The 24768-nt window shown below is 64.3% G+C and carries 23 protein-coding genes; 7 read left to right on the forward strand and 16 right to left on the reverse strand.

What is annotated here, in order from left to right:
• The coding region (locus tag VIQ49_RS28385) for a SipW-dependent-type signal peptide-containing protein (RefSeq protein ID WP_331890439.1) at positions 1–237 on the reverse strand (237 nt) is incomplete at its 3' end.
• 650 nt (positions 238–887) lie between these two features.
• On the opposite strand from VIQ49_RS28385, the gene VIQ49_RS28390 reads away from it, so the two are divergent.
• From VIQ49_RS28390 to VIQ49_RS28400, 3 genes are read left to right on the forward strand one after another with little or no spacing between them, the layout of a single operon-like run.
• On the forward strand, positions 888–1667 hold the full coding sequence (locus VIQ49_RS28390; protein ID WP_331890441.1) for a methyltransferase domain-containing protein: 780 nt from the start codon (positions 888–890) through the stop codon (positions 1665–1667).
• Entirely contained in the window at positions 1654–2682 is a 1029-nt protein-coding gene (locus tag VIQ49_RS28395; protein WP_331890443.1) for a polysaccharide deacetylase family protein, read from the forward strand. The genes VIQ49_RS28390 and VIQ49_RS28395 overlap by 14 nt, the downstream gene beginning before the upstream one ends.
• Before the next feature lie 33 nt (positions 2683–2715).
• Positions 2716–3240, forward strand: a complete 525-nt coding sequence (locus tag VIQ49_RS28400; RefSeq protein ID WP_331890445.1) for a 2'-5' RNA ligase family protein — start codon at positions 2716–2718, stop codon at positions 3238–3240.
• 6 nt (positions 3241–3246) lie between these two features.
• Here VIQ49_RS28400 and VIQ49_RS28405 read toward each other — a convergent pair whose 3' ends face one another.
• On the reverse strand, positions 3247–4623 hold the full coding sequence (locus VIQ49_RS28405; protein ID WP_331890447.1) for a maltokinase N-terminal cap-like domain-containing protein: 1377 nt from the start codon (positions 4621–4623) through the stop codon (positions 3247–3249).
• Positions 4620–6473: a maltose alpha-D-glucosyltransferase gene (treS, locus tag VIQ49_RS28410; RefSeq protein WP_331890449.1), complete on the reverse strand. Its 1854-nt coding sequence runs from the start codon at positions 6471–6473 to the stop codon at positions 4620–4622. The genes VIQ49_RS28405 and treS overlap by 4 nt, the downstream gene beginning before the upstream one ends.
• 164 nt (positions 6474–6637) lie before the next feature.
• Here treS and VIQ49_RS28415 point away from each other — a divergent pair, with 164 nt between their 5' ends.
• On the forward strand, positions 6638–7381 hold the full coding sequence (locus VIQ49_RS28415) for a SagB/ThcOx family dehydrogenase (protein WP_331890451.1): 744 nt from the start codon (positions 6638–6640) through the stop codon (positions 7379–7381).
• On the opposite strand, the gene VIQ49_RS28420 is transcribed toward VIQ49_RS28415, so the two are convergent.
• The 6 genes from VIQ49_RS28420 to VIQ49_RS28445 all read right to left on the reverse strand — a co-directional run bounded on the left by VIQ49_RS28420 (position 7331) and on the right by VIQ49_RS28445 (position 13220).
• On the reverse strand, positions 7331–8557 hold the full coding sequence (locus VIQ49_RS28420; protein ID WP_331890453.1) for an MFS transporter: 1227 nt from the start codon (positions 8555–8557) through the stop codon (positions 7331–7333). The genes VIQ49_RS28415 and VIQ49_RS28420 overlap by 51 nt on opposite strands.
• The gene (locus VIQ49_RS28425; RefSeq protein ID WP_331890455.1) at positions 8554–9915 is read right to left on the reverse strand and encodes a YcaO-like family protein; all 1362 of its coding nucleotides are present in this window, start codon (positions 9913–9915) and stop codon (positions 8554–8556) included. Before VIQ49_RS28425 ends, VIQ49_RS28420 begins: the two co-directional genes overlap by 4 nt.
• A complete protein-coding gene (locus tag VIQ49_RS28430) occupies positions 9912–11255 on the reverse strand; it encodes a CocE/NonD family hydrolase (RefSeq protein WP_331890457.1) in 1344 nt (447 codons plus the stop codon). Before VIQ49_RS28430 ends, VIQ49_RS28425 begins: the two co-directional genes overlap by 4 nt.
• Complete coding sequence (locus tag VIQ49_RS28435) at positions 11252–11941, reverse strand: hypothetical protein (protein ID WP_331890459.1); 690 nt, start codon at positions 11939–11941, stop codon at positions 11252–11254. The genes VIQ49_RS28430 and VIQ49_RS28435 overlap by 4 nt, the downstream gene beginning before the upstream one ends.
• A 91-nt stretch (positions 11942–12032) precedes the next feature.
• A complete protein-coding gene (amiA, locus tag VIQ49_RS28440; RefSeq protein WP_331890460.1) occupies positions 12033–12155 on the reverse strand; it encodes a streptamidine family RiPP in 123 nt (40 codons plus the stop codon).
• 114 nt (positions 12156–12269) lie between these two features.
• A complete protein-coding gene (locus VIQ49_RS28445) occupies positions 12270–13220 on the reverse strand; it encodes an ABC transporter substrate-binding protein (RefSeq protein ID WP_331890462.1) in 951 nt (316 codons plus the stop codon).
• Positions 13221–13251: 31 nt separating this feature from the next.
• On the opposite strand from VIQ49_RS28445, the gene VIQ49_RS28450 reads away from it, so the two are divergent.
• Genes VIQ49_RS28450 through VIQ49_RS28460 form a run of 3 tightly spaced genes read left to right on the forward strand, consistent with a single transcriptional unit; the run spans position 13252 to position 16033 of the window.
• On the forward strand, positions 13252–14274 hold the full coding sequence (locus VIQ49_RS28450) for an iron ABC transporter permease (RefSeq protein ID WP_331890464.1): 1023 nt from the start codon (positions 13252–13254) through the stop codon (positions 14272–14274).
• On the forward strand, positions 14271–15251 hold the full coding sequence (locus tag VIQ49_RS28455) for an iron ABC transporter permease (protein ID WP_331890465.1): 981 nt from the start codon (positions 14271–14273) through the stop codon (positions 15249–15251). The genes VIQ49_RS28450 and VIQ49_RS28455 overlap by 4 nt, the downstream gene beginning before the upstream one ends.
• Positions 15248–16033, forward strand: coding sequence for an ABC transporter ATP-binding protein (locus VIQ49_RS28460; protein ID WP_331890466.1), 786 nt, complete (start codon positions 15248–15250; stop codon positions 16031–16033). The genes VIQ49_RS28455 and VIQ49_RS28460 overlap by 4 nt, the downstream gene beginning before the upstream one ends.
• A gap of 13 nt (positions 16034–16046) precedes the next feature.
• Here VIQ49_RS28460 and VIQ49_RS28465 read toward each other — a convergent pair whose 3' ends face one another.
• The 7 genes from VIQ49_RS28465 to polA form a co-directional block, all read right to left on the reverse strand.
• Positions 16047–16793: a succinate dehydrogenase/fumarate reductase iron-sulfur subunit gene (locus VIQ49_RS28465; protein ID WP_331890467.1), complete on the reverse strand. Its 747-nt coding sequence runs from the start codon at positions 16791–16793 to the stop codon at positions 16047–16049.
• 20 nt (positions 16794–16813) lie between these two features.
• On the reverse strand, positions 16814–18742 hold the full coding sequence (locus VIQ49_RS28470; RefSeq protein WP_331890468.1) for a fumarate reductase/succinate dehydrogenase flavoprotein subunit: 1929 nt from the start codon (positions 18740–18742) through the stop codon (positions 16814–16816).
• A 61-nt stretch (positions 18743–18803) separates the two neighbouring features.
• A complete protein-coding gene (locus VIQ49_RS28475) occupies positions 18804–19628 on the reverse strand; it encodes a hypothetical protein (RefSeq protein ID WP_331890470.1) in 825 nt (274 codons plus the stop codon).
• Positions 19625–19918, reverse strand: coding sequence for a hypothetical protein (locus VIQ49_RS28480; RefSeq protein ID WP_331890472.1), 294 nt, complete (start codon positions 19916–19918; stop codon positions 19625–19627). Before VIQ49_RS28480 ends, VIQ49_RS28475 begins: the two co-directional genes overlap by 4 nt.
• Before the next feature lie 57 nt (positions 19919–19975).
• Positions 19976–21199, reverse strand: a complete 1224-nt coding sequence (locus VIQ49_RS28485) for an RNA polymerase sigma factor (RefSeq protein ID WP_331890492.1) — start codon at positions 21197–21199, stop codon at positions 19976–19978.
• Between the two features lie 55 nt (positions 21200–21254).
• Entirely contained in the window at positions 21255–21677 is a 423-nt protein-coding gene (locus VIQ49_RS28490; RefSeq protein WP_331890474.1) for a YciI family protein, read from the reverse strand.
• 103 nt (positions 21678–21780) lie between these two features.
• Positions 21781–24525 carry a DNA polymerase I gene (gene polA, locus VIQ49_RS28495; protein ID WP_414731734.1) on the reverse strand — a complete coding sequence of 915 codons (2745 nt, stop codon included), beginning with the start codon at positions 24523–24525 and terminating at the stop codon, positions 21781–21783.
• Between the last annotated feature and the right edge of the window lie 243 nt (positions 24526–24768).

Genomic DNA, 24768 nt, shown 5'->3' on the forward strand with positions numbered 1-24768 from the left:
GACGCGCAGCGACACGGGCGCCGAGACGACGTCACCGGGAGTCAGGTTTTGGGCCAATGGAATTTCGAACGTGAAGCTGCCCGCGGTCCCTGCAGTCGCATGCTCCTGCCAGCCCGACCCGAAATCGCCCTGAATATTCCAGCGATCCGAACCGAATTCGGATTCACCCCAGACCGAATCGTTCCAGGCGGCCAAGGTGATGACCGCGCCGATCCCCAATACCAGCCCGGAAGCCAACGCCGCACGGATCTTTCGCTGCCTCGGCGTCATTGTTCTACTCATGAGTGTTTTCCTGTCATTCTCCGTAAGCGGACGCCGACGTGGCTCCACACACCTACATGGTCGCCTACGGCGAGTCAATTGTTACCGGGTTCGGAATTTCTGTATCTATCGCCGCACATTGTCGATCCCCAAAACCACATCATCGCAAATGATTTGCAAATAAATCCTCGACGAATAGATCAGGGAAATCGAAACGCACCCGCAACGGCCGAAACTCCTCGCAGCTCGTTCAACGACGTCACAGCGCAATCATTCAACTTTTCTTCACCAGCACGAAGATTTGTCGCGGTGATTCAAAAAATCTCCCGTACTCCGGTTCTGATCTGCGAAATAGCACGCCTGTGTCCGACCCGGCGGCGAGACATTTCATCAGGACTGAGCCTTCGAATCCTCCTGCGTCGCGGCTTCGCGATCTGATTGCGCGATTGCGCCAACCAACCCAGTGCGCTGGTTCACCTGGCCCCGCGCGACAGCCGGGAGCTCCATGAAGGTAAGGTTCACCTAACTCATAGCGAGTGCCCAGCTGGTTCCCAGGTTGCCAATTTCTCGGCAGGCCACCGAGTCGGCTGTGCTGACCACAGCCGACCCGAGGACGTATCGACGAGATGACAACAATCCAGCGCAGCCGGATTCAACAGGGCAGGACGTCACTGGCCCGCTCGGTTCTGGGAGAGAACAACTACCGCCGCGTGCTTCGTGTCCTCAACGATCGGCGGCAGAAGCCGCGTGTCGGCAAAGTTCGATTCGGTGACCTGCGGCGGGTCGAACCGATCTGCCGGGAATACGGTTTCGACCGTGGCCGCCCGATAGACCGTCACTACATCGAGAATTTCCTCGACACCCACCGGCACCTGATCGCCGGTTCGGTGCTGGAGATCGGTGAGCGGACCTACACCGAGGTGTTCGGTGAGGGCGTCACCCGATCCGACATGCTCAATGTCGTCGACGTGGACAACGCAACCTACGTCGCGGATCTCACCGATGCACCGGACGTGCCGGACAATACCTACGACTGCGTCATCCTGACTCAGACGTTGCAGATGATCTTCGACGCCCAATCCGCGGTGAACACATTGCACCGCATACTCAAGCCCGGCGGCGTGGTGCTGTGCACCGTGCCCGGTATCAGTCAGATCGCGGACCCGGTCTGGAACTCGACGTGGTACTGGTCATTCACCGAGCTGGCCGTGAAAAGACTGTTCAGCGGCCCCTTCTCGTCGGACGACTGCACTGTGCGGGCTTTCGGCAATGTGTTGACGGCAACCGCATTTCTGCACGGGATGGCCGATCGCGAACTTCGTCGCCAGGAGCTGAATGTCTTCGACCCCGAATACCCCGTCATCGTCACGGTCGTTGCGCGAAAGAGTCGCGATGTCGAGGGCTGACGCCCTGCTCGGCGCACTCCGACGCAGGACGCGGAAACACCGGCGCCGCGGCGGGATCCTGATGTACCACTGCATCACAGAGGAGTCTGTCGACCCTTGGGCGATCTGCGTGTCCCCGCAGGCATTCGACGAACAGATGGCGGTGCTTGCGCAGGCACGCGCCGCCGTCGATCTCGCCGACTTCGCGGGCGGCGCGGGCCGCACCCGCAGCGGCGACCGGGTCGCGGTGACATTCGATGACGGTTACGTCGACAACCTCACCGCCGCGCTGCCGGTGCTCGAAAAGTACGAGATCCCGGCGACGATCTTTGTCATCGGCCACGCCGTCGGCCGCACCCGCGAATTCTGGTGGGATGCACTGCATAGCGCGCTGCTGGGAAGCGGTCCGCTGCCGCAGGTGCTCGACTTTCCTTTCGGCGAGGGACGGGTCTTCACTCTGGAGGAAAAGCCTGGCGACTCCGCAGCGAATATCGGATGGCGCGCGGACGACGCCGGCGAAGACACCCCGCGCCAGCGGCTGTTTCGTGAATTGTGGGACATCATCGTTGTCCTCGAGCCGGCGGAGCAGGACGAGGCGACCGACTTCCTGATGGAATGGGCGGGTCACGTACCGGCCACACCACCGTCGCGGGTCGCGGTCGACGCGGAACAGTTCGCCCGCATCGCCGAACACCCCTTGATCAGCCTCGGCAGTCATACCCTCGACCACGTGTCGTTGACCGATCTGTCGCCGCAGCGGCAACACACGCAGATCGGCGCCGGTCATCGGATGATCGAGGAGTTGTCCGGCCGGCCGGTCACCCGATTCTCGTACCCGTATGGACGATTCGACGACGGCGCTCGCACGGCTGTGCGCGACCTCGGCATCGACATCGCGTGTACCAGCGTGCCACTGCCGACCATCGTCGACGACGACCCACGGGCGTTGCCACGCTTGCAGGCTACCGAGATGAACGGCGATCGGTTCGCCCGTTGGCTGGGCGAGGACTACGGTCTGCTGTCCCGCAGTCGGTAGCTGAGCGGTTCCGCCGCGTTCTATCGTGGCCAGATGGCACATTCGGTTGAGCTGATCTTCGATGAGGCGACGAACACCATCATCGGTGAGCAATGGCACAAGCTGGCCGAGGCCGGGCTGCCGAGCCAGGGCGACGTCCGGTCGACGTCCAATCGTCCTCATGTCACCTTGATCGCGGCGGATTCGATCGATCCCGCGGTCGACACGGAGCTCGGTGCCATCGTTGATGTCGCCGGGATGACGGTCAATATCGGTGCCCTGCTGCTGTTTTGGGGCCGTCGCGGCACCGCTGCACGCCTGGTGGTCCCCTCCGATCGTCTGCTGGATCTCCATGCCCGCGTATTCGAGGCCACCCGTGCACATATCGGCGGGCGGTCATTCGATCACGTCGCGCCGGGCAGTTGGACACCCCACATCACCCTCGCCCGCCGGCTGGTCGAAGGTCACCTGGGGCATGTAGTGAGGGCGCTGGGCGATGGACCGGAGACGTTCACCGCGAGGGTGACCGGCCTGCGCCGCTGGAACGGAGACACCCGGCAGGAGTTCCGATTGATCTGACGGGCATCAACCGGCGACGAGCCGCTCGATCGCGTGTAACGGCAACGGCAACCAGCTCGGCCGGTGACGCGCTTCGTATACCGCTTCATAGACGGCCTTGTCGAGTTCGTAGGCCCGCAGCAGTGCGGAGTTGTCGCGGGGATCCTCGCCGGTCACGGCGGCATACCCGTCGCAGAACGCCGACGAGTTCCGATCCACCCATTCGAGCGCACGGTATTCGCGTTGTCCGGTTGCCCCGGGCGATCCCTCGCGCAGCAGGTGATGCCCGGCGTAGTCGAACGACCGGAGCATTCCGGCGACGTCCCGCAACGGGCTGTCGGGCCGACGACGCTCGGCCACCGACTTGAGCGGCTCGCCTTCGAAGTCGATCAGCAACCAGGTCAACGGCGTTCGCAGCACCTGACCCAGATGAAGATCACCGTGGATTCGCTGGACGCGCGTCGGTCCCGTGTCCGCGGCCTGATCGAACACCGCGAGCACCGGCTCCCGCAGCTCAGCCAATTGCGGAATCGCTTGAGCCGCAGCGTTCAGACGGCCTCGCATGTCGCTGATCACCGAACTCTCGCCGTTCCGCTCGGTCACCCCGAGGCTCCGGGCAAGATCGGCGTGCACCTGGGCCAGCGCCGCACCGAGGCGTTCCGCATCACCGGAGAAGTCGCTGCCCAACTCGGCGGCATGCAGATCCGCCTCGGTGAACAGGTCCCGCACGCTGATCAGCGCCATGCTCCATCCGTCGGCGGCGTTCTCGACGAACTGTTGTGCCATCGCCAACGTGGTCGGCTCACCATCGATGTCGGTCTCGATCCAGCCTCGAAGTTCCGCCACATGCTCACACCCGGCTTCACTGAGGGCGCGATGCAGTTCGACGTCGGGATTGATCCCCACCTCGAGTTGGCGGAAGACCTTGAACAGCAGGGTTTCTCCGAAAACCACCGATGTGTTGGACTGCTCGGTGTTCATGACCCGACCGGGTGACGCCGAATCGAGAACGCCACCGGGCAGCGTCTCGAATCGCAACGGCCCGATGTTCTCCCCATTGACCAGCGCGGTGAGGAGGCGTCCCGTCAGGTCCGGATCGTGCAATCCGTCGTACGGTGATGCCTTGTCCGGCAGGTCATCCAGCAGTGCCCACGACAACAACGGTTCCGACAGATGGGTTCGGTACCCGAGCGGGATCTGGTACCGCAGGGTGGGACCGCTGGTGAAGTCGACGGAGATCAGGACATGCTCGGCGGCGTAGCCCTCGTCGGATGCCAACGGAACCCGCAGGATCACGTGGACGGCCGCGATGTCCCGATCTTTGGCCGAGAACCACCGCTGCTGTGGGAGCCAGGTCCTCAGGCCGCCGGCGATGTCCTGGTCATCGGGCAAGTTCACGGTCATGGTTGCACCGCCGCCTCTGCCTCACTGCTGAGTGGATATCCCTGGGCGATCCCGGAATCAGCTGGATCATGCTGCAACGCAAACCAATAGAACCCATGCCCGGGCAGGGTCACGACGTACGAGTCGGATTCGATCTTGGGAAACGGGATCGACCCCGTCAGTTCCACCGGGATCCTGCCGTCGAACATCGACAGGTCCATGATCACCGCCTGCGGAAAGCGGGACAGATTGTTGACACACAAGATGACGTCGCTGGGCCGGCGATCCTCCGCCGACGGCGCCAACTCGCGGAGGTACGTGAGCACCGACGGATTGCTGTTGCCGAGTTCGGTGAACGTCCCCAACCCGAAGGCCGGATGTTGCTTGCGCACCTCGATCATTCGCCGCGTCCAGTGGAGCAGCGTGTTGGTCGAGTACATCTGGGCCTCGACGTTGAGTGCCTGGAATCCGTAGGTCGGATCCATGATGACCGGCAGATACATCCGCGCCGGATCGGTTCTGGAAAATCCCGCATTGCGGTCGGGTGTCCACTGCATCGGCGTCCGCACGGCGTCGCGGTCACCGAGCCAGATGTTGTCGCCCATCCCGATCTCGTCCCCGTAGTAGAGCATCGGGGAACCCGGCAAGCTCAGCAGGAGTGCGGTGAACAACTCCAACTGATTCCGGTCGTTGTCGAGCAGCGGTGCGAGCCTGCGCCGGATCCCGATGTTCGCCTTCATCCGGGGATCTTTGGCGTACTCGGTGTACATGTAGTCACGCTCTTCGTCGGTCACCATCTCCAGCGTCAACTCGTCGTGGTTGCGCAGGAAGATCGCCCACTGCGCCGATTTCGGGATCGCCGGTGTCTGCTCCAGGATCTCCGAGATCGGGAATCGGTTCTGCCGGCGGACTGCCATGAATATCCGTGGCATCAGCGGGAAATGGAACGCCATGTGGCATTCGTCGCCGACGTCCGGTTCACCGAAGTACGCGACGACGTCGGCGGGCCACTGATTCGCCTCGGCCAGCAGCACACGCCCCGGATATTCGTCGTCGACCACCTTGCGGCAGCGTTTGAGGAACTGATGGGTCTCGCTGAGATTTTCGCAATTGGTCTCGTCCCGCTCGAACAGGTACGGCACCGCGTCCAGCCGGAACCCGTCGATCCCCAGGTCGAGCCAGAACCGCAACACGTCGATCATCGCCTCGGCGACCTCGGGATTGTCGTAGTTGAGGTCGGGCTGGTGAGAGAAGAATCGATGCCAATAGTATTGCCCGCGAACCGGATCCCACGACCAGTTGGACACCTCGGTGTCGACGAAGATGATGCGCGCATCCGGATAGCCCGAATCATCGTCGGCCCAGACGTAGTAGTCGCCATAGGGCCCTTGAGGATCGGACCGCGACTCCTGGAACCACAGGTGACTGTCGGACGTATGGTTCATCACCAGATCGGTGATGATGCGAATCCCCCGACGGTGAGCCTGTTCGAGCAGTTCGACAAAGTCTTCCACCGTGCCGAACTCGGGCAGAACCGTCCGGAAGTCCCGGATGTCGTACCCGCCGTCACGCAGTGGCGAATCGTAGAACGGCGGCAGCCACAGACAGTCGACACCCAGCCACGCCAGATAGTCGAGCTTGTCGGTCAGGCCCTGCAGATCGCCGACTCCGTCGTTGTTCGAGTCGTTGAAGGCCCGGACGAGCACCTCGTAGAACACGGCTTTCTTGAACCAGTCATTGTCCACACGCAGGGGCTTCGCGTGATCGAAGTCTTCGGACTGCGCCTCGACCAGGTGGCCGTCGGCTGTGTGCTCAGCCTCGCCCGGGTCGTTGGGCGGTCGCGATGAGTCCGGTTGATTCTCCAGGGGCATACGCACCTCGGTTGTCTCACTCGGTGTTTTGTTCCGTTCCCAACCCTACGGGCTACGGCGCGGGTTGGTCGGATTCGCGTCCATACCGACCGCATTTCCCACACGCGCGACCACGATGGTGTCACCTATGACTATTGAGAATGCTTTTCATTAGAATGGGCGTCATGGGGAACAGTACGAGCGCGAGAATCGATCGAGTCAGGACCATTCATCGCGCGCTCACCGATGGAGCACCCACACCGCTGCCGCCACTTCGACTCAGCGATGCTGTCGGCACCGTGCCGCTTCGAACACCGAGCCGCACACCGTCGCGCGCTCTCGACGAGATGCTCCGAGAGCGACGATCACGGTACGACTACGCACCTCTGGGCCATGACGATGTGTCATCCCTGCTTCGATGGGCCCTCGGCCCGCAGCGCACCGCGCACACCGCCGCCTCGAGTGGCCGAACCCTGAATCTGCACCCCAGCGCCGGCGGCCTGCCCTCGACCACGGCCTATCTTGTTGTGTTGCAACCGATCGAGGGCGTACCACCGGGTGTCTATGCCTTTCATCGCGAGGCCCACCACTTGGTTCTCCACCGGACGGGAGACGTGCGTGGCGCAATGGCCCAATGTCTCGTGCAGCCTGAGTTCGCCGAGCGCGCTCCGGTCATCCTCGTCCTCGTCGGTGAGCTGGAGGCGGCGCTCGCCAGGTACTCGGAACGGCACTACCGCACACTGCACGTCGATGCCGGACTCGCCGCGGCGAACCTGTACCTCGTGGCCACCGCGTTCGACCTGGCATGCTGCGCGATCTCAGGGTTCTATGACGATCGACTCGCCGAAGCCCTGTCGCTCACCGAAAGCCAGATCCCGCTACTCACCTTTGCCGTGGGTGCTCGCCGTCAGATCGGCGAGCAGCGGTAGACCCGCCACGCCTGACCTCCACCCCACCACCGCCGCGACCATCAACGCCACCGCTCCGGTCGACACAGCCGCACCGACGCCGACCATCTGCGCCAGCGCTCCCCCGATCGCCGCTCCGAACGGTGTGCCGCCCATCGCGATCATCCGGGCCGTCGTGTTCACCCGGGACTGGAGATTGTCAGGTGTGATCGACTGCCGCACAACGATTCCGTTGACGACGATGATCGTGTTGGCCGCCTGGTACACAACCAGGACGATCAGCGAGACCACCAGCCATGTGGTCTGCGCCCAGACCAGTATCGCGGCGGCTGATACGGCGATGCCGCACAAGGTGATCCGGCCGGTGCCCACTACGCGCTGGACTCTCGCGCTGACGAGGCTGATGAGAAACGCTCCGAGCGCCGTGGCCGCATACAGTGCACCGAGCCGGGCATCGCCGCCTCCGAGTCCCAATCGCTGGACACCGACCACCACCATCAATCCGACCACGATGCCGTTCGCCAAACTGACACCGATGCCGACGAGCGTCAGCGCTCGGATCACCGGCTGGTGCCAGATGTACTGGAGGCCTTCGCCGATCTGCCGAGATATCGGCTGCCCGGCAACCGCCGGCCCGGCGTTCGCGGGCATCGGGATGATCGCAGTGATGGCGGCGGCGACCAGATAACAACCGGCGTCGATCGCGATGGCACCGGCGGGACCGAGCGCGGTTGCGGCCACCCCGCCGACCAGAGGGCCCGCGATCCCGATGACGGTCCCCACCGACACCAACGTTCCGGTGGCATCGGCGATCCTGTCCCGCCCGACCAGGGCGGGCACCACACCGAACGAGGCAGCATCGCTGAATACGAACAGTGACGACACCACAAACGCCACGACCAGGACATGCACGATCGACACGGTCCTCGCCCAGTTCGCCACCGGAATCGTTGCCAGCGTGAGCCCGCTGATCATCTGCGCAACCAGCAGAAGCGACTTGCGGTCGACGCGGTCGGCCACGGCACCGGCGATCAATCCGAACAACAGGTACGGCAACGACTCCACGGCGAAGGCGATCCCGGACAGCAACGCAGAACCGCTTCGCTGGTAGACGAGCAAGGGCAACGCCACCAGCGTCACCGCGTTGCCGGTCCAGCAGATGGCCCGCGCCAGAACAAACGTCCGGAAGGGATTCATAGGCTCGGCGGCGGCACCAGCAGCAGCGAGTCGGGGTCGTCGGGGTCGCAACCCGTCGCCGCGTCGCGCGCAATCTCCCGCCAGCGCTCCATCCCGAAGTACGGAAATGCCGCCGGCGCGTTGGGAATCAGTCCGCTGGCACACACCCGGGCCACCCGCAGCGGTGTCAAGGCAACATCCGGGGTGGTGATGTCGCAGACCACGATCTCGTGGCCCGCGGCGCCCAGTCGCGCCTTCAGATCGCCGAGGTCTCCGGTCGGCAGTTCATCGATGCCCACCACTGCGGCCGGTTCGGTGAAGCGGGGCAGCAACGCCTGTTGCGTACGGGGGTCCAGCCACACCTGGGCCTGGGCACCGAGATCGCGAACGTGTTCGCTGCGGGCGCCCGCGACCTCGAGATAACCACGATCGGCCCGGTGGTCCAGATAGAGACCTTGCGAGAGGACACCTGACTGCATCGCGCCGAACACCCATCCGTCGGGGTCGATCAGACCGCGGGTGAAGACCCAGCTATGGATTGCCTCGAGTACCGCCTTACGGGCCGTCTGCGCCGGATCCAGTTTGGCAGCGAAACCCCCGGCCACGATGCCCAATTGAGGGTCATGGACCACCGCGGCCACCACCGGAACACCGAAATACGCCGGCAATTCCAGCAGGTGACACTGCAACCGCGTGTCGCCCAGATCGTCGACCAGACCCGGCACACTGTGGAGATCGATACCTCGCGCGGACAGGTTCAGGTGCCACCACAACGACAGCGAGTCACGTTCTACGAGTTCGAGGAGACCCCGGGTTGCCGCATCGTCGAGACCGGCGCCGGTGGCGATGCCCGCGTAGTTGAGGTGGTGCAGCCACGGATCGCGTCTACGTCCGCCCGTCCTCCAGTTGAGATAGACATAGGAGGCGGGCACCAGCGTCGGGCGCCCGTCGGCACCGAGACCCTCACACCAGGCGATGGTCGTGTCGTCGGTGAAGCTCTGGAACGGGAACTGGGGCATCTGGAGTTGCCAGTCGGCGAAAAACCTCAGATCGTCCGGTCCGAAGTGGCGTACGTCGGCCTCCCGGAGCTCGCGAGAGTTGGCACGCAACAGATTTCCCGGCACATGGTTTCCGCAGTATCGTTCCACGGCCTCCCCGATCGCGGCGATCCGGGCGCCGGCGTCGTCGGCAAATGTGGTCCCCAGTGACACCAGGTCGCTGGGCCAGTTGCCGTGCGCTCTGGTATCGGCGATCTCGGCGGTCAAACCGACGTATCGCTCCGGCATCGCATCGAGTCGTTGCACCGGGTGCAGAGCCCGGATGATCCCCGCGTACGGATCGACAAGATCTTCGGCCGAGAGCATCTCCGGGCCGGTCATGCCGGAAGCTCCACATGGACTGTCCGCACGTCACGTTCGGCAGATTGCATCGAGGTACCGGTGAGATGGTCGTCTCCCGCTTGCAGATCGCGGGCATGTCGCGGGAACGAGTGTGCCGAGACGATCACGGCCATGGACTCTCCTGTTTCGAGGTGGACGGATATCGGTGTGAGGCGGACCGCCGGATGCGGGGACATGCCGTGGGCGACCTGTTCGAGCCGTCCGTCTCTGCGGCGGATCGCCAGCAAAGCGCTCCAATCACCGGATCCGGCTGGGGAATCGATTCGCACGGAGGGCGTTCCGATGATCGTGTCGGCCGGGACCGGAAGCTCGCGGACCAGGCAGTCCGACCGCGCGGCCGCCTCACGGAGATCGGTTCCCGGCGCGAAGGACAGGAAGGGAACGGCCGGGTCGCTACGAAAACGACCACCGGGCAGATCGATGGACACGGACGCGCTGGGCCACCGATCGAAGTCCGTCACATTCCCGGACGCGCCGTGCACGCGTGCCCCGGTCACGGCACTGCCTGCGAGCACGCTGTCGATCCAGGACTGCACCTGGTCGGCGCGTCTGGACCCGCGAAGGCCGTGATCCCACGGCCCGACGACAAGTGCAGCCGGACCGCCCCACGACGTCCAGAGATCGATGGTGTCCTGCGCGAACCAGTCGGACGTGCCACCGATCGCGAGCAGCGGAGAGGTCAGGGCCGAGACCTTCTCTGCACGTTGGTCATCGGTGCGAACAGACCGGATCACTTCGCCCCAGACGGTGATGGCGGGATCGACTCTTCGCCCCATGCCGGTGAGCGGCAGCGTGGCGAGAACCCCGTCGGGTATGCCGGCCCCGGGCGACTCGGCTCCTTCACCGTGCTGCCGCCACCACCCCATTCGGGATTCGAGGTAGAACGAACCGTCGACATTTCGAGCTGTCTCGCCGCGGCCGAGGGCCGGAACGGCAACCGACACACCGGCGACGGCGTCGATTCCGGCGTCGTAGGCCGCAATCGCCGTCTCGACCGCACAGTGGGCGGCGTAGGACGTTCCGTAGAGGATCACCGGTGAACGACACCAAGATTGGCTCAGCACCCACGTCAGGGTCACCAGTCCATCCGCGCCCTCCCTGTCGTAGGGACGAAATGCCCCCGGTGACCGGTAGCGTCCGCGCACGTCTTGTGTCACCACCGCGATTCCGCGGCGGGCCCACTCGAGTGCTTCGGCCATGTGGTCACCGGCGTTGTAGGGCGTGCGCACGACAAGCACTGCACGCGGCGCCGAATCCGGCAACGCGACGAGTGTGTGCAGTCCGTCGACGACATGAGCAACGCTGACGTGACTTGTCATTGCGGTGCAACAGGAATCGGGAGAACAGGATGACGGCTCACCGACAGGGACCGTAGATCCACTGCGGTGAGCAGGTAGGGTGCGCGCCCGGTGGAGGACGCTTCCCGATCGGCGATCTCGGCCACGATCAGGTCAGCAATCACGTCGGCCGCACGATCCGACACCGGATGAAGCGGAGATTCGAGCCGGAGTCCTCCGTCGAGCGGTCGATGACGCGGTTGTATGCGGTCGCGGTGTGTGACACTCGCTCGCCGCCGCCCGACGATGTCGGCGACGTCGACCGCGCGCGGGGTGATCACCTGTGTGATGCCGTCGCGATAGCTCGCGAGATCGACCGAGCCGACATCGTCCGGATCCACCGCGTCATCGCTCAGGTGACATACCAGATCTGCCTGGCGTCCGCCGGTTGCCACGTTGCGCCCCAGCAGTTTCGCGGTCGCGTCCGCAATCCTTCCACGCCCTCGGAGCACCACCAACGGCAACGACTTACGGCGCACGACATGACCGGCGTCGATCAATGCCGTCAACGCCGCGACCGACTCCGGCGCGACGCCATCGCTCAGCGCTGCGAGCAGTTCCTCGACGTCTCCGCGCGGAAGCCTCAGCTCGAAGTACTCGGCGTCAGCGGTCCGCAGGACGTATCCCTCGTGTGCTTGGTAGATCGACGTGTTCGGGGAAAGCTGCACTGTCTCGCTTCTCATTTGGGCCCGCGTGCCACTCGGGACGTCACGCGAGTGGCACGCGGGGTCATCATTGACTCAGACGGTCAGGGACGTGTCAGTCCTCGGTGTCCTGGACGTCGTCGAACGGGTTCTCGACGAGTGCGTTGCTGTGACCGGCCGAGTGGGTGGCCAGGCTGACCGGCGCCTGGATGGAACGGAAGAACTCATTGTCGTTCATGAATCTCCTTCACTTGTTGTGAATCTGACTGCAATGCAGTCGAATCGGATCGCTCTTACCGAGCGATACCCACGCTAGGCCAATTGACAATGATTTTCAATAGTGAGTTGATCCTCAGGCTCCGGCCAGTTCGTCGGTGACGGTGTCGAGGACGATGCTCAGGGAGACGGTGCCGCGACCGGTCGCCCACACGCTCGCCTCGACCTCCACGACGCGACCACTGCGCGCCGCCGAAATCAAGGGCCACACCGGATTGGACGCCAACCGCGCCGAGAGCGACTCCGAGTCGTCTCCCGAAGAAAATGCCTGCGCAAAAACAACATCGGGATCCACCGAGGCGATCTGCTCTACCGACACGGTGGCAAACGCATCGGTACCAGCCTGCCACGGGTAGTCACTGACCTCGGCCAGCAGCGAACCGACCGGCGTCTCCACAGAGTCGACGCCGAGACTGCCCGGTTCGCCGTACATCGACAGCGTGGTCAGCTCGCTGCGGTTTGTCTTCGCCGCCTCCACACGCTCGACAAACGATTGCGCCGCCGCGTCCGCCTCGGCCTGCCGGCCGGTCAATTGACCGACGGTGCGCAAGAATTCGACCGAATCCTGCCACGAGGCCGGATTGACGAGGTACATCGGGGCGGATTCCTCGACCGCCGCGCGCAACCCGTCCCGGACACCACCGAGACCGATGACGAGATCCGGCTCGGACAGCGCGATGTCTTCGATGTTCTCCTCACCGAACCCGCCGGTGATCTTGCGCATGTCGGCGTCCGGCCCGAAGAACCGGTCGTCCGTAGCCAGGTCTTCGCGGTATGCCACCGGGGTGATCCCCACTTCCTTCAGCGCGTCGACGCACATCATCGTCAGGCACGCGATCCGATCGGCATGTGCATCCAGCGTGAGCGTGGTTCCCGTCGCGTCGGTCACCGTGATCGCGCCCGTGGACGACTCCTTGTCGTCGGCGCCACACGCCGTCGTGAACAGCAGCGCCAGTGCGGAGGCGGCGATCACAAGCCGGCCGGCGGTGGCCCGAGAACTCGTGGATGAATCGATGAACTTGCGCATTCGGTCTCCCTTGCAGATGATGTTGTCAGAAATGATAACCATTACCAATACTGGTACGCATCGACGACCCAACCGCAGACTTCTCTGGTCGTCCGCGCTGGGCACGGCGATCATCGCCGCTGTTGCGCTCGCCGCTCTGTGCGCGGGCGACCCGGTGATCACCCCGGTGCGGGCACTCTCGGTACTCGCCGACACCTCCGATCCGCTGCACCGCGTGGTCGCCGACTCCCGCTTGCCGCGAGCGGTTCTCGGCGCCTTGTGCGGCGCCGCCCTGGGCTTGGCGGGCGTCCTGATGCAGGACGCGATGCAGAATCGAATTGCCGGACCCGAGTTGCTCGGGGTGTCGTCGGGTGCGGCCGTGGTGCTGACCGCGGTCACAGTGTTGGCTTTGCCGGTCACTCTCCACCAGCGGCCGTATGTGGCACTCGTCGGCGCTGCGGTGGCCGGCGCGGTTGTGATTGCGGCGGTGGGTAATGCACACGATCCCGCCCGCATGTTGCTGATCGGTGCAGCGGTCACCGCGATGGCCTCCGGACTCGTGATCGCGCTCGTGAGCCTGGGCACCGAAGGAAATCTGCCGCTGCTGTTCCGGTACCTGCTCGGCAGCCTCGGCGACCGCGGCTGGCCTCACGTGGGTGTGGTCGCACCGTGGTTGGCCGTCGCGATTCCCGCAGCTTTGCTGCTCCGACATCGGGTGGCGGCGCTGTCGTTGGGAGACGACGTCGCGGCGGGCTTGGGTGTCAACGTTTTTCGGGCGCGCCTGTCAGCACTCGTGTGCGCCGGTGTCCTCGCGGCGGTGGTGGCCTCGGTGTGCGGTCCGGTCGCCTATGTCGCACTCCTCGCACCGCACCTGAGTCGGTGGGCGCTAAATACCACCAGCGCCCGCCGGGTCTTCTGGCTCACCCCGATCGTCGGCGGGGTGTTGCTGGCCGGCGCCGATCTGCTCTCTCGAACAGCCCTCTACCCCATCGAGGTTCCCGTCGGCATCACCACGACGCTGATCGGCGTTCCGGCCCTGCTGCTGTCACTGCATCGACAGGCATCCGCGGCATGACTCGCACCCGCACCCTCCTGATCGGAGGCGTCATCGTCCTGTGTGGCCTCGTCCTGGCACACCTGATGATCGGTCGGTCGGAACTCGGTGCCGCCGAGACTTTTCGAGTGTTGACCGGTACGTCAGGGGTTCGCGTCCACGAGGTGATCGTGCTCAGATACCGATTGCCCCGCGTCCTCATCGGAATCGGTGCGGGAGCGCTGCTGGCGGTCTCGGGCGCCTTGCTGCAGGCCATCATCGGCAATACGCTCGCCGAGCCCGGAACCACCGGAGTCGGGGCGGGCGCGGCATTGGGTGTGGTCGTGGCCCTGATCATGTTCCCGGACCACGATGTCGCGGTGATCGCCTCACTTGCCGGCGCGGTGACGGCCGGCGTAGTTCTCTACCTGATCGGTCGACGTTCGCTGGCCGTGGCAGGAATTCTGCTCGGAGCCGTGCTCGGCGCGGTCACGTCCTTGCTGTTGGTTGTTGATGCCCAACCGATGGGGGTTGTACTTCGCTGGCTCATCGGGTCGCTGAACGCCCGCACCCAGGCGGAATGGAATGCGTTGTGGCCGTGGATGTTGGTGCTGGTGCCAATCACCGTGCTGGCCGCGCCACGCGTCAATGCCCTGGCCCTCGGGGACATCACCGCGACCGGGCTCGGTTTACGACCGGCCCGAACAAGGTTCGTCCTGCTCATGATCGCAGTGTTCGCCGCCGCGGCAGCCGTCATGGCTGCCGGTGCCGTGGCCTTCATCGGATTGATGGCGCCGCATCTTGCGCGCACAGTGGTCGGGGGCGACTATCGCAGGCTGATACCGGTCAGCACGATGCTCGGGGCCATCGGCCTGTCCGCGGCAGATCTGTTGGCCTTCAGCATCACCCTCGATCTGCCCGGGGTCGGCCCGGCCGTCACCGGCCTGCCCGTCGGCGCCGTGACCGCATTGCTGGGGGCGCCGTATCTCATCTGGCTTGTGCGAAAGGATCGACCATGACCGAGAATTCGCCACTGCTGGAGGGATCCGGCCTCCACCTCGGGTACCGGGGCCGGACCGTGGTCGACGACCTCGATGTACACATCGAACCGGGTACCGCAACAGCGTTGGTTGGACCGAACGGTTCCGGGAAGTCGACTCTGCTGATGGCGCTCGCGCGGGTGCTCGCGCCCCGGAGTGGAGAGGTTCGATTGGACGGCAGGCCCATTTCGACCTTCAAGTCCATCGAGGTCGCCCGCCGGCTCGCCATTCTTCCGCAGACGTCGATCGTCCCGCCCGGACTGCGTGTTCGTGAACTGGTGGAGCAAGGCCGATATCCGCGGCTGGGGCCGCTGGCCATGCTCAGTCGCCGGGACGACGAGGTGATGCAGCGGGCGATGGACATGGCGGGGGTGGCATCGATGGCCGACCGCAGGCTCGATTCCCTGTCGGGTGGCGAACGTCAGCGGGCGTGGATCGCGATGGCACTCGCCCAGGACACCGGCACCCTGTTACTCGACGAACCGACCACCTACCTCGACATCCGCCACCAGATCGACCTGATGGAGCTGACCGTGGATCTCGTTCGTGCACACCGAAAAACGGTCGTGATGGTCTTACACGACATCAATCAGGCGGCCCGCTACTGCGACCGCATCATCGCGATGCGGGACGGGAAGATCCTCGCCGACGGCCACCCGAACGAGGTTGTCGACGCCGACCTGCTCAGTACCGTCTTCGATGTCCGGGCCCGGATCAGCCGCGACCCCGTATCCGGCCGTCCGATGTTCACAGCGCAGTGACCGGAATAGGCGACTAGCGTCGAAACAGCTTGTTCCCCAACCACACCAGCGGATCGTACTGGCGGTCCACCACGCGTTCCTTCATCGGGATCAACGCGTTGTCGGTGATCTTGATGTTCTCGGGACACACATCGGTGCAGCATTTGGTGATGTTGCACAGTCCGAGGCCGTGTTCGGATTGCGCTGAATCACGGCGTTCGGCGACGTCGAGGGGGTGCATGTCGAGTTCGGCGACCCGCATCAGGAAACGGGGTCCGGCAAAGTTCGTCTTGTTCTCTTCGTGGTCGCGAACCACGTGACACGTGTCCTGGCAGAGGAAACACTCGATGCACTTGCGGAACTCCTGCGACCGCTGCACATCGACCTGCTTCATCCGGTACTCCCCCGGCTTCAAACCCTCTGGCGGTGTGAAGGATTGGACCTCGCGGGCCTTCGCATAGTTGAACGAGACGTCGGTGACCAGGTCGCGGATCACCGGGAAGGTCCGCATCGGCGTGACCGTGATGACCTCGTCTTCGGTGAACGTCGACATCCTGGTCATGCACAGCAGTTTGGGACGGCCGTTGACCTCCGCGGAGCACGACCCGCATTTGCCCGCCTTACAGTTCCAGCGCACAGCCAGGTCGGGTGTCTGGGTGGCCTGTAGCCGGTGGATGATGTCGAGCACCACCTCACCCTCGTTGGCCAGCACGGTGTAGTCCTGCAGCTCACCGTCGTCGGCGTCACCACGCCATACCCGGAACTTCGCGTCGTAGCCCATTCCCGTTCTCCTTGTTGCCGTCAGTTCTCCCTGTGGCCCCCGGCGTCGGGGTGTCCGGCGATCTCACCGGCGGTGTAGTACTTCTCGATTTCTGTGAAGTCGAAAAGCTCCAGCAGCTCCGGACGCATCGGGGTCTGTTCCTCCTTGACCACCGTCACCTCCGGGACCGGCGAATCGCCACTGAGGTCGGCCGTGCAGACCAGCAGTGTATTGCGCCAACTCGGGTCCATCGCGGGATGATCGTCGCGGGTGTGACCACCCCGGCTCTCGGTACGCAGCAGTGCGGCCTTGGCCACGCATTCGCAGACCAGCAACATGTTTCGCAGATCGACGGCCAGGTGCCAGCCCGGATTGAATTGCCGATGCCCCTCCACCTGCATGCCGGGCAGACGCGAACGGATGTCGTCGAGGACCTCGATCGCCTCCGCCACCTCTGCTTCTTTCCGGATGATGCCCACGAGGTCGTTCATGGACTGCTGCAGGTCGGTGTGCAGGGTGTACGGGTTCTCGGCCTTGCCCTCGGCCGGCGGATCGAACGGTGCCAGCGCGAATGCCGCTGCCCGATCGATATCGGCCGCGGAGACCGTCGGCCGTGTCTGCAGCGATTCGATGTAGGACGCCGCACCGAGACCGGCCCGTCGACCGAACACCAGCAGGTCGGACAAGGAGTTGCCGCCCAACCGGTTTGAGCCGTGCATACCGCCCGAACACTCACCGGCCGCGAACAAGCCCGGCACCCGCGCCGCACCGGTGTCGGGATCCACCTCGATCCCGCCCATCACGTAGTGACAGGTCGGACCGACCTCCATGGGCTCGGCCGTGATGTCCACATCGGCAAGCTCTTTGAACTGGTGATGCATTGACGGCAACCGGCGGATGATCTCGTCGGCCGGCATACGGGACGCGATGTCGAGGTAGACGCCACCGTGTTCGGTGCCGCGTCCGGCCTTGACCTCCTCGTTGATGGCCCGGGCCACCTCATCGCGCGGCAGCAGGTCAGGTGTGCGGCGCGCGCTGTCGTTGTCTGCCAGCCACTTGTCGGCTTCTTCCTCGGTTTCGGCGTACTGCCCTTTGAACACCGGCGGGATGTAATCGAACATGAACCGTTTGCCGTCGGTGTTCTTCAGAACTCCACCGTCGCCGCGCACACCCTCGGTCACGAGAATGCCCTTGACGCTCGGCGGCCACACCATGCCGGTCGGGTGGAACTGGATGAACTCCATGTTGATCAGGCTGGCACCGGCGCGCAACGCGAGTGCGTGCCCGTCACCGGTGTACTCCCACGAGTTCGACGTCACCTTGAACGATTTGCCGATACCGCCGGTGGCCAGCACCACTGCAGGCGATTCGAACAGCACAAACCGACCCGATTCGCGCCAGTAGCCGAACGCCCCGGCTATCGCGTCTCCGTCTTTGAGCAGTTCGGTGATGGTGCATTCGGCAAACACCTTGATGCGTGCCTCGTAGTCACCGGTGGCCGCGTAGTCCTCTTGCTGTAGTGCGACGATCCTTTGCTGCATGGTGCGGATCAGTTCCAGGCCCGTCCGGTCGCCGACGTGCGCGAGTCTCGGATAGGTGTGACCGCCGAAGTTGCGCTGGGCGATTCGGCCGTCCTCGGTCCGATCGAACAGCGCGCCATAGGTTTCCAGTTCCCAGACCCGGTCCGGCGCCTCGCGGGCGTGCAGTTCGGCCATCCGCCAGTTGTTGAGGAACTTGCCGCCGCGCATGGTGTCTTTGAAATGGGTCTGCCAGTTGTCTTTCGAGTTGGCGTTGCCCATCGACGCGGCACATCCGCCTTCGGCCATCACGGTGTGCGCCTTGCCGAACAACGACTTACAGACCACCGCGACGGAGTAGCCCTTCTCCCGGGCCTCGATGACCGCGCGTAAACCGGCGCCACCGGCACCGATCACAACGACGTCGTATTGATGGCGTTCGGTTTCCGTCATCTAGCGCAGGCTCCTAGCGTGAAATCGACTGCGCAACAATCGTTGCGCACGGGGCAGAGAATCAACCCACAAATCGCAGGTCGGAGATCGTGTCACTGGCCACCATCATGATGTAGAAATCGGTGAGCACCAGCGTGCCGAGCGTGATCCAGGCGAACTGCATGTGCCGGGTGTTGAGCTTCGACACCTGCGTCCAGATCCAATACCGGACCGGGTGTGCCGAGAAATGCTTGAGGCGACCGCCGGTGACGTGCCGACACGAATGGCAGGAGATCGTGTAGATCCACAACAAGATCACGTTCACCACCAGGATGACGTTGCCCAGCCCGAAGCCGAAGCCGCCGCCCTTGCCGTGGAATGCGGTCACCGCGTCGTAGGTGTTGATCAGCGAAACGATCACTGCCGCATAGAAGAAGTAGCGGTGCGCGTTCTGGATGATCAGCGGTAGGCGCGTCTCCCCCGTATACCGGCTGTGTGGTTCGGCCACGGCGCACGCCGGCGGCGAGAACCAGACCGAACGGTAGTAGGCCTTGCGGTAGTAATAGCAGGTCACCCGGAAGCCGAGCAGAAACGGCAGGACCACGAACCCGAGTGGAATCCACATCGGCAGTTCCGGGAACGGCGTCCCGAAATGGCTTGATCCCGGCACACACGACTCGCTCAGACACGGCGAGTAGAACGGCGTCAGGTAGTGGTAGTCCGCCACCCAGTAGGCACTGCGGACAAATGAACGCACCGTCGCATAAATGATGAACGCCGACAGCCCCAGGACCGTCAGCAGTGGCGACAGCCACCATCGATCAACTCGAAGGGTGCGGGCCAGGATCCGCGCCCGTCCGGGAGAAAAGACCCCGGTTGCCTCCCGCTCAGACGCGGGCGCACTCACTTCGTTCGCTCACGCGAGTGGAAGCCCAGCCCTTCGTCTTGCGCACCCAACCATGCGGACTCGTCTGACTTGCTGTCCGGCACGTAGACCACGTCGGACGGGTTCACCGGCGCCCGTAGAACAGGTGGTGGGGACTGCTCGAAGTCATGCAGATCGATCTCGAGCCGGTCGAGATCGTTGGTCATCCTACGGACGGCATCGACATCCCCGTACTGCAATTTCAGGGTCACGATGTGATGCCGCAGCGCGCCGATGCTGCGATGGAGTTCGTTCATTTCGGCTGTTGCCATGGCGTTCCCTCCAGGACCAGTGTGATACCGACCACACTACTGCCCGGACCCATTCAGTCAACGGTTTTGACCGAACGTGTCGCCCACCCGATCCGCCTTGGCTCGCAGAACCTCGCTCTCCCTTTGGTTTCCGGCCATGTCTGCGGCCCTCTGCAGCTCGGCCCGCGCCTCGGGGTACCGCTCCAGACGTGCCAGGAGCTCGCCGCGGACCGCGGGCAGCAGATGCCAACGCGCCAGCGCTCCGCCCTCCACGAGTTCGTCGATGATCTCCAGCGCCTCGCCAGGTCCCGAAGCCATCGACACCGCCACCGCCCGATTGAGGTCGACCACCGGCGACGGCGCGAGTCGACCCAGTGCCTCGTAGAGCACCACGATGCGGTGCCAATCGGTGTCCTGGGCCGTGGCCGCCGTGGCATGACATTGCGCCAGCGCAGCTTGCAGCCCGTAGGGTCCGCGACCGCGGCCGCAGGCATCGGCACGAGCGAGAGCCGCAGTGCCACGGCCGATCTGGGCCCGATCCCACGTACTGCGATCTTGGTCCGACAACAGGATCGGGGTCCCGTCCGCGTCGACCCGCGCGCGGAAACGCGACGCCTGGAACTCCATCAGCGCCACCAGTGAATGCACCTCTGGTTCCGCGGGGACCAGCTCCGCGAGCACACGTCCCAGACGCAGCGCCTCGGTGCACAGTTCTGAGCGGATCCAGCGATCACCGGACGACGCCGAATAGCCCTCGTTGAACACCAGGTAGATGACACTGAGCACCGCGGACAGCCGCTTCGGATAGTCCTCCCGCGGCGGCACCTCGAACGGTACGTTCGCGGCCTTCAGCGTCTTCTTCGCCCGCACGATGCGCTGCTGGATGGTTGCCGTGGAGGTCAGAAATGCCTGTGCGATCTCGGCGGCGGTCAGGCCGCCGACCACTCGCAGGGTGAGCGCGATCTGGCCCTCACGCGCCAGAACCGGGTGCGCGGAGACGAATACCAACCGCAGGACGTCGTCGTCGATGGCGTCCGGATCCCAGCCGAGTTCGGCGTCGGGCCGGGTGTCGAGGTCGCGGGCGATGGCGGCATATTTCGCGTCCAGGCGCTCCTGGCGTCGCCAGCCGTCCACGGCGCGGCGTTTCGCCACGGTCGTGAGCCAGGCGCCCGGATTACGCGGGACACCTGACTCCGGCCATGTCGACAGCGCTTCGACCAGCGCTTCCTGTGCCAGATCCTCGGCCAGGCCCACATCGCCGACCATCCTGGAGACGGTGGCGATGATCTTCGCGGCCTCCATCCGCCACACCGCATCGATGGTGCGGACGATGGCGTCGGATCGGCTCGTCAACGGCTCAGTGCGACTTCTGATCCAGTTCTTCGCGCCACTGCTCTTCCTTCTGGATCCATTCGTTGTCCGCCGGGAAGTCCTCGGGGCCGTGGACGCGCCGCACCTCGAGCTTGCTGCCCTTACCGAGCGGGCACTGCGAAGCCCACTGGGCGGCCTCTTCCTTGCTGGAGACCTCGATGATCCAGAAGCCGCTGAACAGCTCCTTGGCCTCGGCGTACGGTCCGTCGGTCACCACCGGCGGATCCGAGTTGAAGTCGACGACGATACCTTCGGACGCGTCCGAGAGTCCTTCACCGGACAGCAGCACACCGGCCTTGACCAGCTTCTCGTTGTAGGCACCCATCGCCGCGATGATCTCGTCGAAGGGGATTTCTTTGCTCGCGTCGATAGCTTCCTGCGTATCGCGCATGATCATCATGAATCGCATTGTCTTCTCCTCATTCGGTGGTTGGTTACGAGGTTCGTTCTCTTGCCCTCACCCATACGTCGAACAAGCGTCGACCAGATCGACACGCTCGCAGGATTTATTTTCAGTGCGCGGCTTCATCCCACGATCTGCCGTAACCGATCGACACATCGAGCGGCACCGACAACCCGATGGCGCCACCCATTTTCGCCCTGACCAGCTCTTCGAGTCGGTCTTGCTCACCATCTGCGACTTCGAAGACCAGTTCGTCGTGAACTTGCAGAAGCATCCGCGATCGCAGGTTCTGTTCGGCGAGTGACTTCTGCACGTCGATCATCGCCACCTTGATGATGTCGGCGGCGGTGCCCTGGATCGGCGCGTTGAGAGCGGCCCGCTCGGCGACATCCCGGCGTTGCCGGTTGTCGCTGTTGAGGTCGGGCAGATAGCGCCGGCGACCGAACAGGGTCGACGTGTACTCGTTGCGGCGTGCTTCCTCGACGGTCTCGCGCAGGTAATCGCGCACGCCACCGAATCGGGTGAAGTAGGCCTCCATCTGATCTTTGGCCTCGCCAGTGCTGATCTTGAGCTGCTGCGACAGCCCGAACGCACTCAACCCGTACGCCAAGCCGTAACTCATCGCCTTGACCCGCCGCCGCATGTCCGGGGTGACCTCTTCGATCGGCACACCGAACGCCCGCGACCCGACAAAGCTGTGCAGGTCTTCGCCGGTGTTGAAGGCCTCGATCAGGCCTTCGTCGCCGGACAGGTGCGCCATGATCCGCATCTCGATCTGGCTGTAGTCGGCGGTCATCAGGCTCGCGTAGCCATCGGCCACCACAAAGCCATGGCGGATCTGACGGCCGGCGTCGGTGCGCACCGGGATGTTCTGCAGGTTCGGGTCGGTCGATGACAACCGGCCGGTCGCGGCGACGGTCTGGTTGAACGTGGTGTGGACGCGGCCGTCGTCGGAGACGGTCTTGAGCAATCCGTCGACGGTGACCTTGAGCCGGGTGGCGTCGCGATGGGCCAACAGGTGCTCGAGGAACGGGTGACCGGTCTTCTCGAAGAGGCCGGCCAGCGCGTCGGCGTCGGTGGTGTAGCCGGTCTTGGTCTTCTTGGTCTTGGGCATGTCGAGCTTGTCGAACAACACCACCTGGAGCTGCTTCGGCGATCCGAGGTTGATCTGTTCACCGATCACCTCGTACGCCAGCTCCGCGGATTGGCGGACGCGCGCGGCAAAGCCCGACTCCAGCTCCTCCAGGTGCGCGGTGTCGATGCCGATACCGGCGGCCTCCAGCTCGGCCAGCACGAACAGCAGCGGCAACTCCATGTCGGTGAGCAGCGACGCGGAGTGGATCTCGGCGAGGTCTGCGTCGAACCGCTCGGCCAGCTCGCCCACCGCCTGCGCCTGCAACATCGCCTGGTCGGCCGCGGCCTGAGCGCCGGAGTCCTCGTCGAGCAACGACATCTGACCGTTGTCGGCCACGGCATCGGCCACGAGTTCACGCTTGAGATAGCGCAGGGCGAGGTCGTCGAGGTTGAACGACCTCTGTCCCGGCAGCAGGAGGTATGCCGCCAGTGTGGTGTCACTCGTGACGCCACCGAGTTGCCATCCACGTCCCCGCAAGGCATGGAACGCCCACTTGGCCTCGTGAATCGCCTTGGGTACGTTGACATCTGCGAGCCATTGCGCCACGGCGGTCTCGTCGTCGGGTCCGATCTCGGCAGGATCGAAGTACGCCGATTCGCCGTCTGGTGCGGCGATGGCGATACCGGTGACATCGGAACCGTAGACCTGGCGAGGTCCGATCACGGTGAGCCCGCAGCGCCCGGTTCCCGGTGCGGCGTGCGCTGCCAACCATGCCGCGACCTCGCCGGCACCCAGGAAGCTGCCACGCAGATCGAAACCGGATTCCGCCTCCGGCTCCGACGACGTCAGTGTGCTGAACAGCCGATCCCGCAGGACCCGGAACTCGAGGTCGTCGAACAGCTGATGGATCTTGTCGCGATCCCACGGAGCCACCGCCAGATCGTCCGGTCCGGCGGGCAGCTGCATGTCGCGGATCATCTCGGTGAGCTGTCGGTTCATCTGAACGCTGGCCAGATGCGCCCGTAGTGCCTCGCCCACTTTGCCTTTGACCTTGTCGACGTTGTCCACCAGCCCTGCCAGGGAACCGTATTCGACGATCCACTTGGTGGCGGTCTTGTCTCCGACACCGGGGATGCCCGGCAGGTTGTCGGACTTGTCGCCGCGCAACGCCGCGAAATCGGGGTACTGAGCGGGCGTCAGGCCGTACTTTGCCTCGACCGCCTGGGGTGTGAACCGGGTCAGGTCGGACACTCCCTTGACCGGGTAGAGCACGGTGACGTTGTCACTGACGAGCTGCAGCGAGTCGCGGTCTCCGGTGACCACCAACACGCGGTAACCCTGGGCCTCGGCCTGGGTGGTCAGGGTGGCGATGATGTCGTCGGCCTCGTAACCCTCCTGGGCGAAGACGGGAATTCCCATGGCGCCCAAGACATCCTTGGTCAGGTCGACCTGCCCGCGGAACTCGTCGGGGGACGCACTGCGTTGCGCCTTGTACTCGGGGAACAACTCGGCGCGGAAGGTCTGGCGGGAGACATCGAACGCTGCGGCGATGTGTGTGGGTGTCTCGTCGCGCAGCAGGTTGATGAGCATCGAGGTGAATCCGTAGACCGCGTTGGTGGTCTGACCCGACGCCGTCTTGAAGTTTTCCGCGGGGAGCGCGAAGAACGCTCGGTACGCCAGTGAATGACCGTCGAGCAACATCAGGGTAGGGCGATCGCCCGATTCGGTTGCGGACTTCGCCGTTGCACGGCCGGGCTGACTGATCTGGGCAGGACTCACGGGTCCAAGTGTATGGAGCGGGGCCGACAGCCCTTGCGATACGGGGCAGAAATTCGTGATTTGCCACTGTTTTTCGAGGTCTGAGGCCTGTTCCACCAGGTCACAGTCACAGTTACTCAACGGTTACGGCGAGGAAACTTAGAAAACCTGCCGACGGCCTTCACTGGCTATAGAGTCCCGAAAAGATGACTTTCCGCCGCCCGGCAGACCGTCGGGCACTGACCATCTTCGGGAGGACGCACG

The sequence above is a fragment of the Williamsia sp. genome (assembly GCF_036566845.1).
GTDB lineage: Bacteria > Actinomycetota > Actinomycetes > Mycobacteriales > Mycobacteriaceae > Williamsia.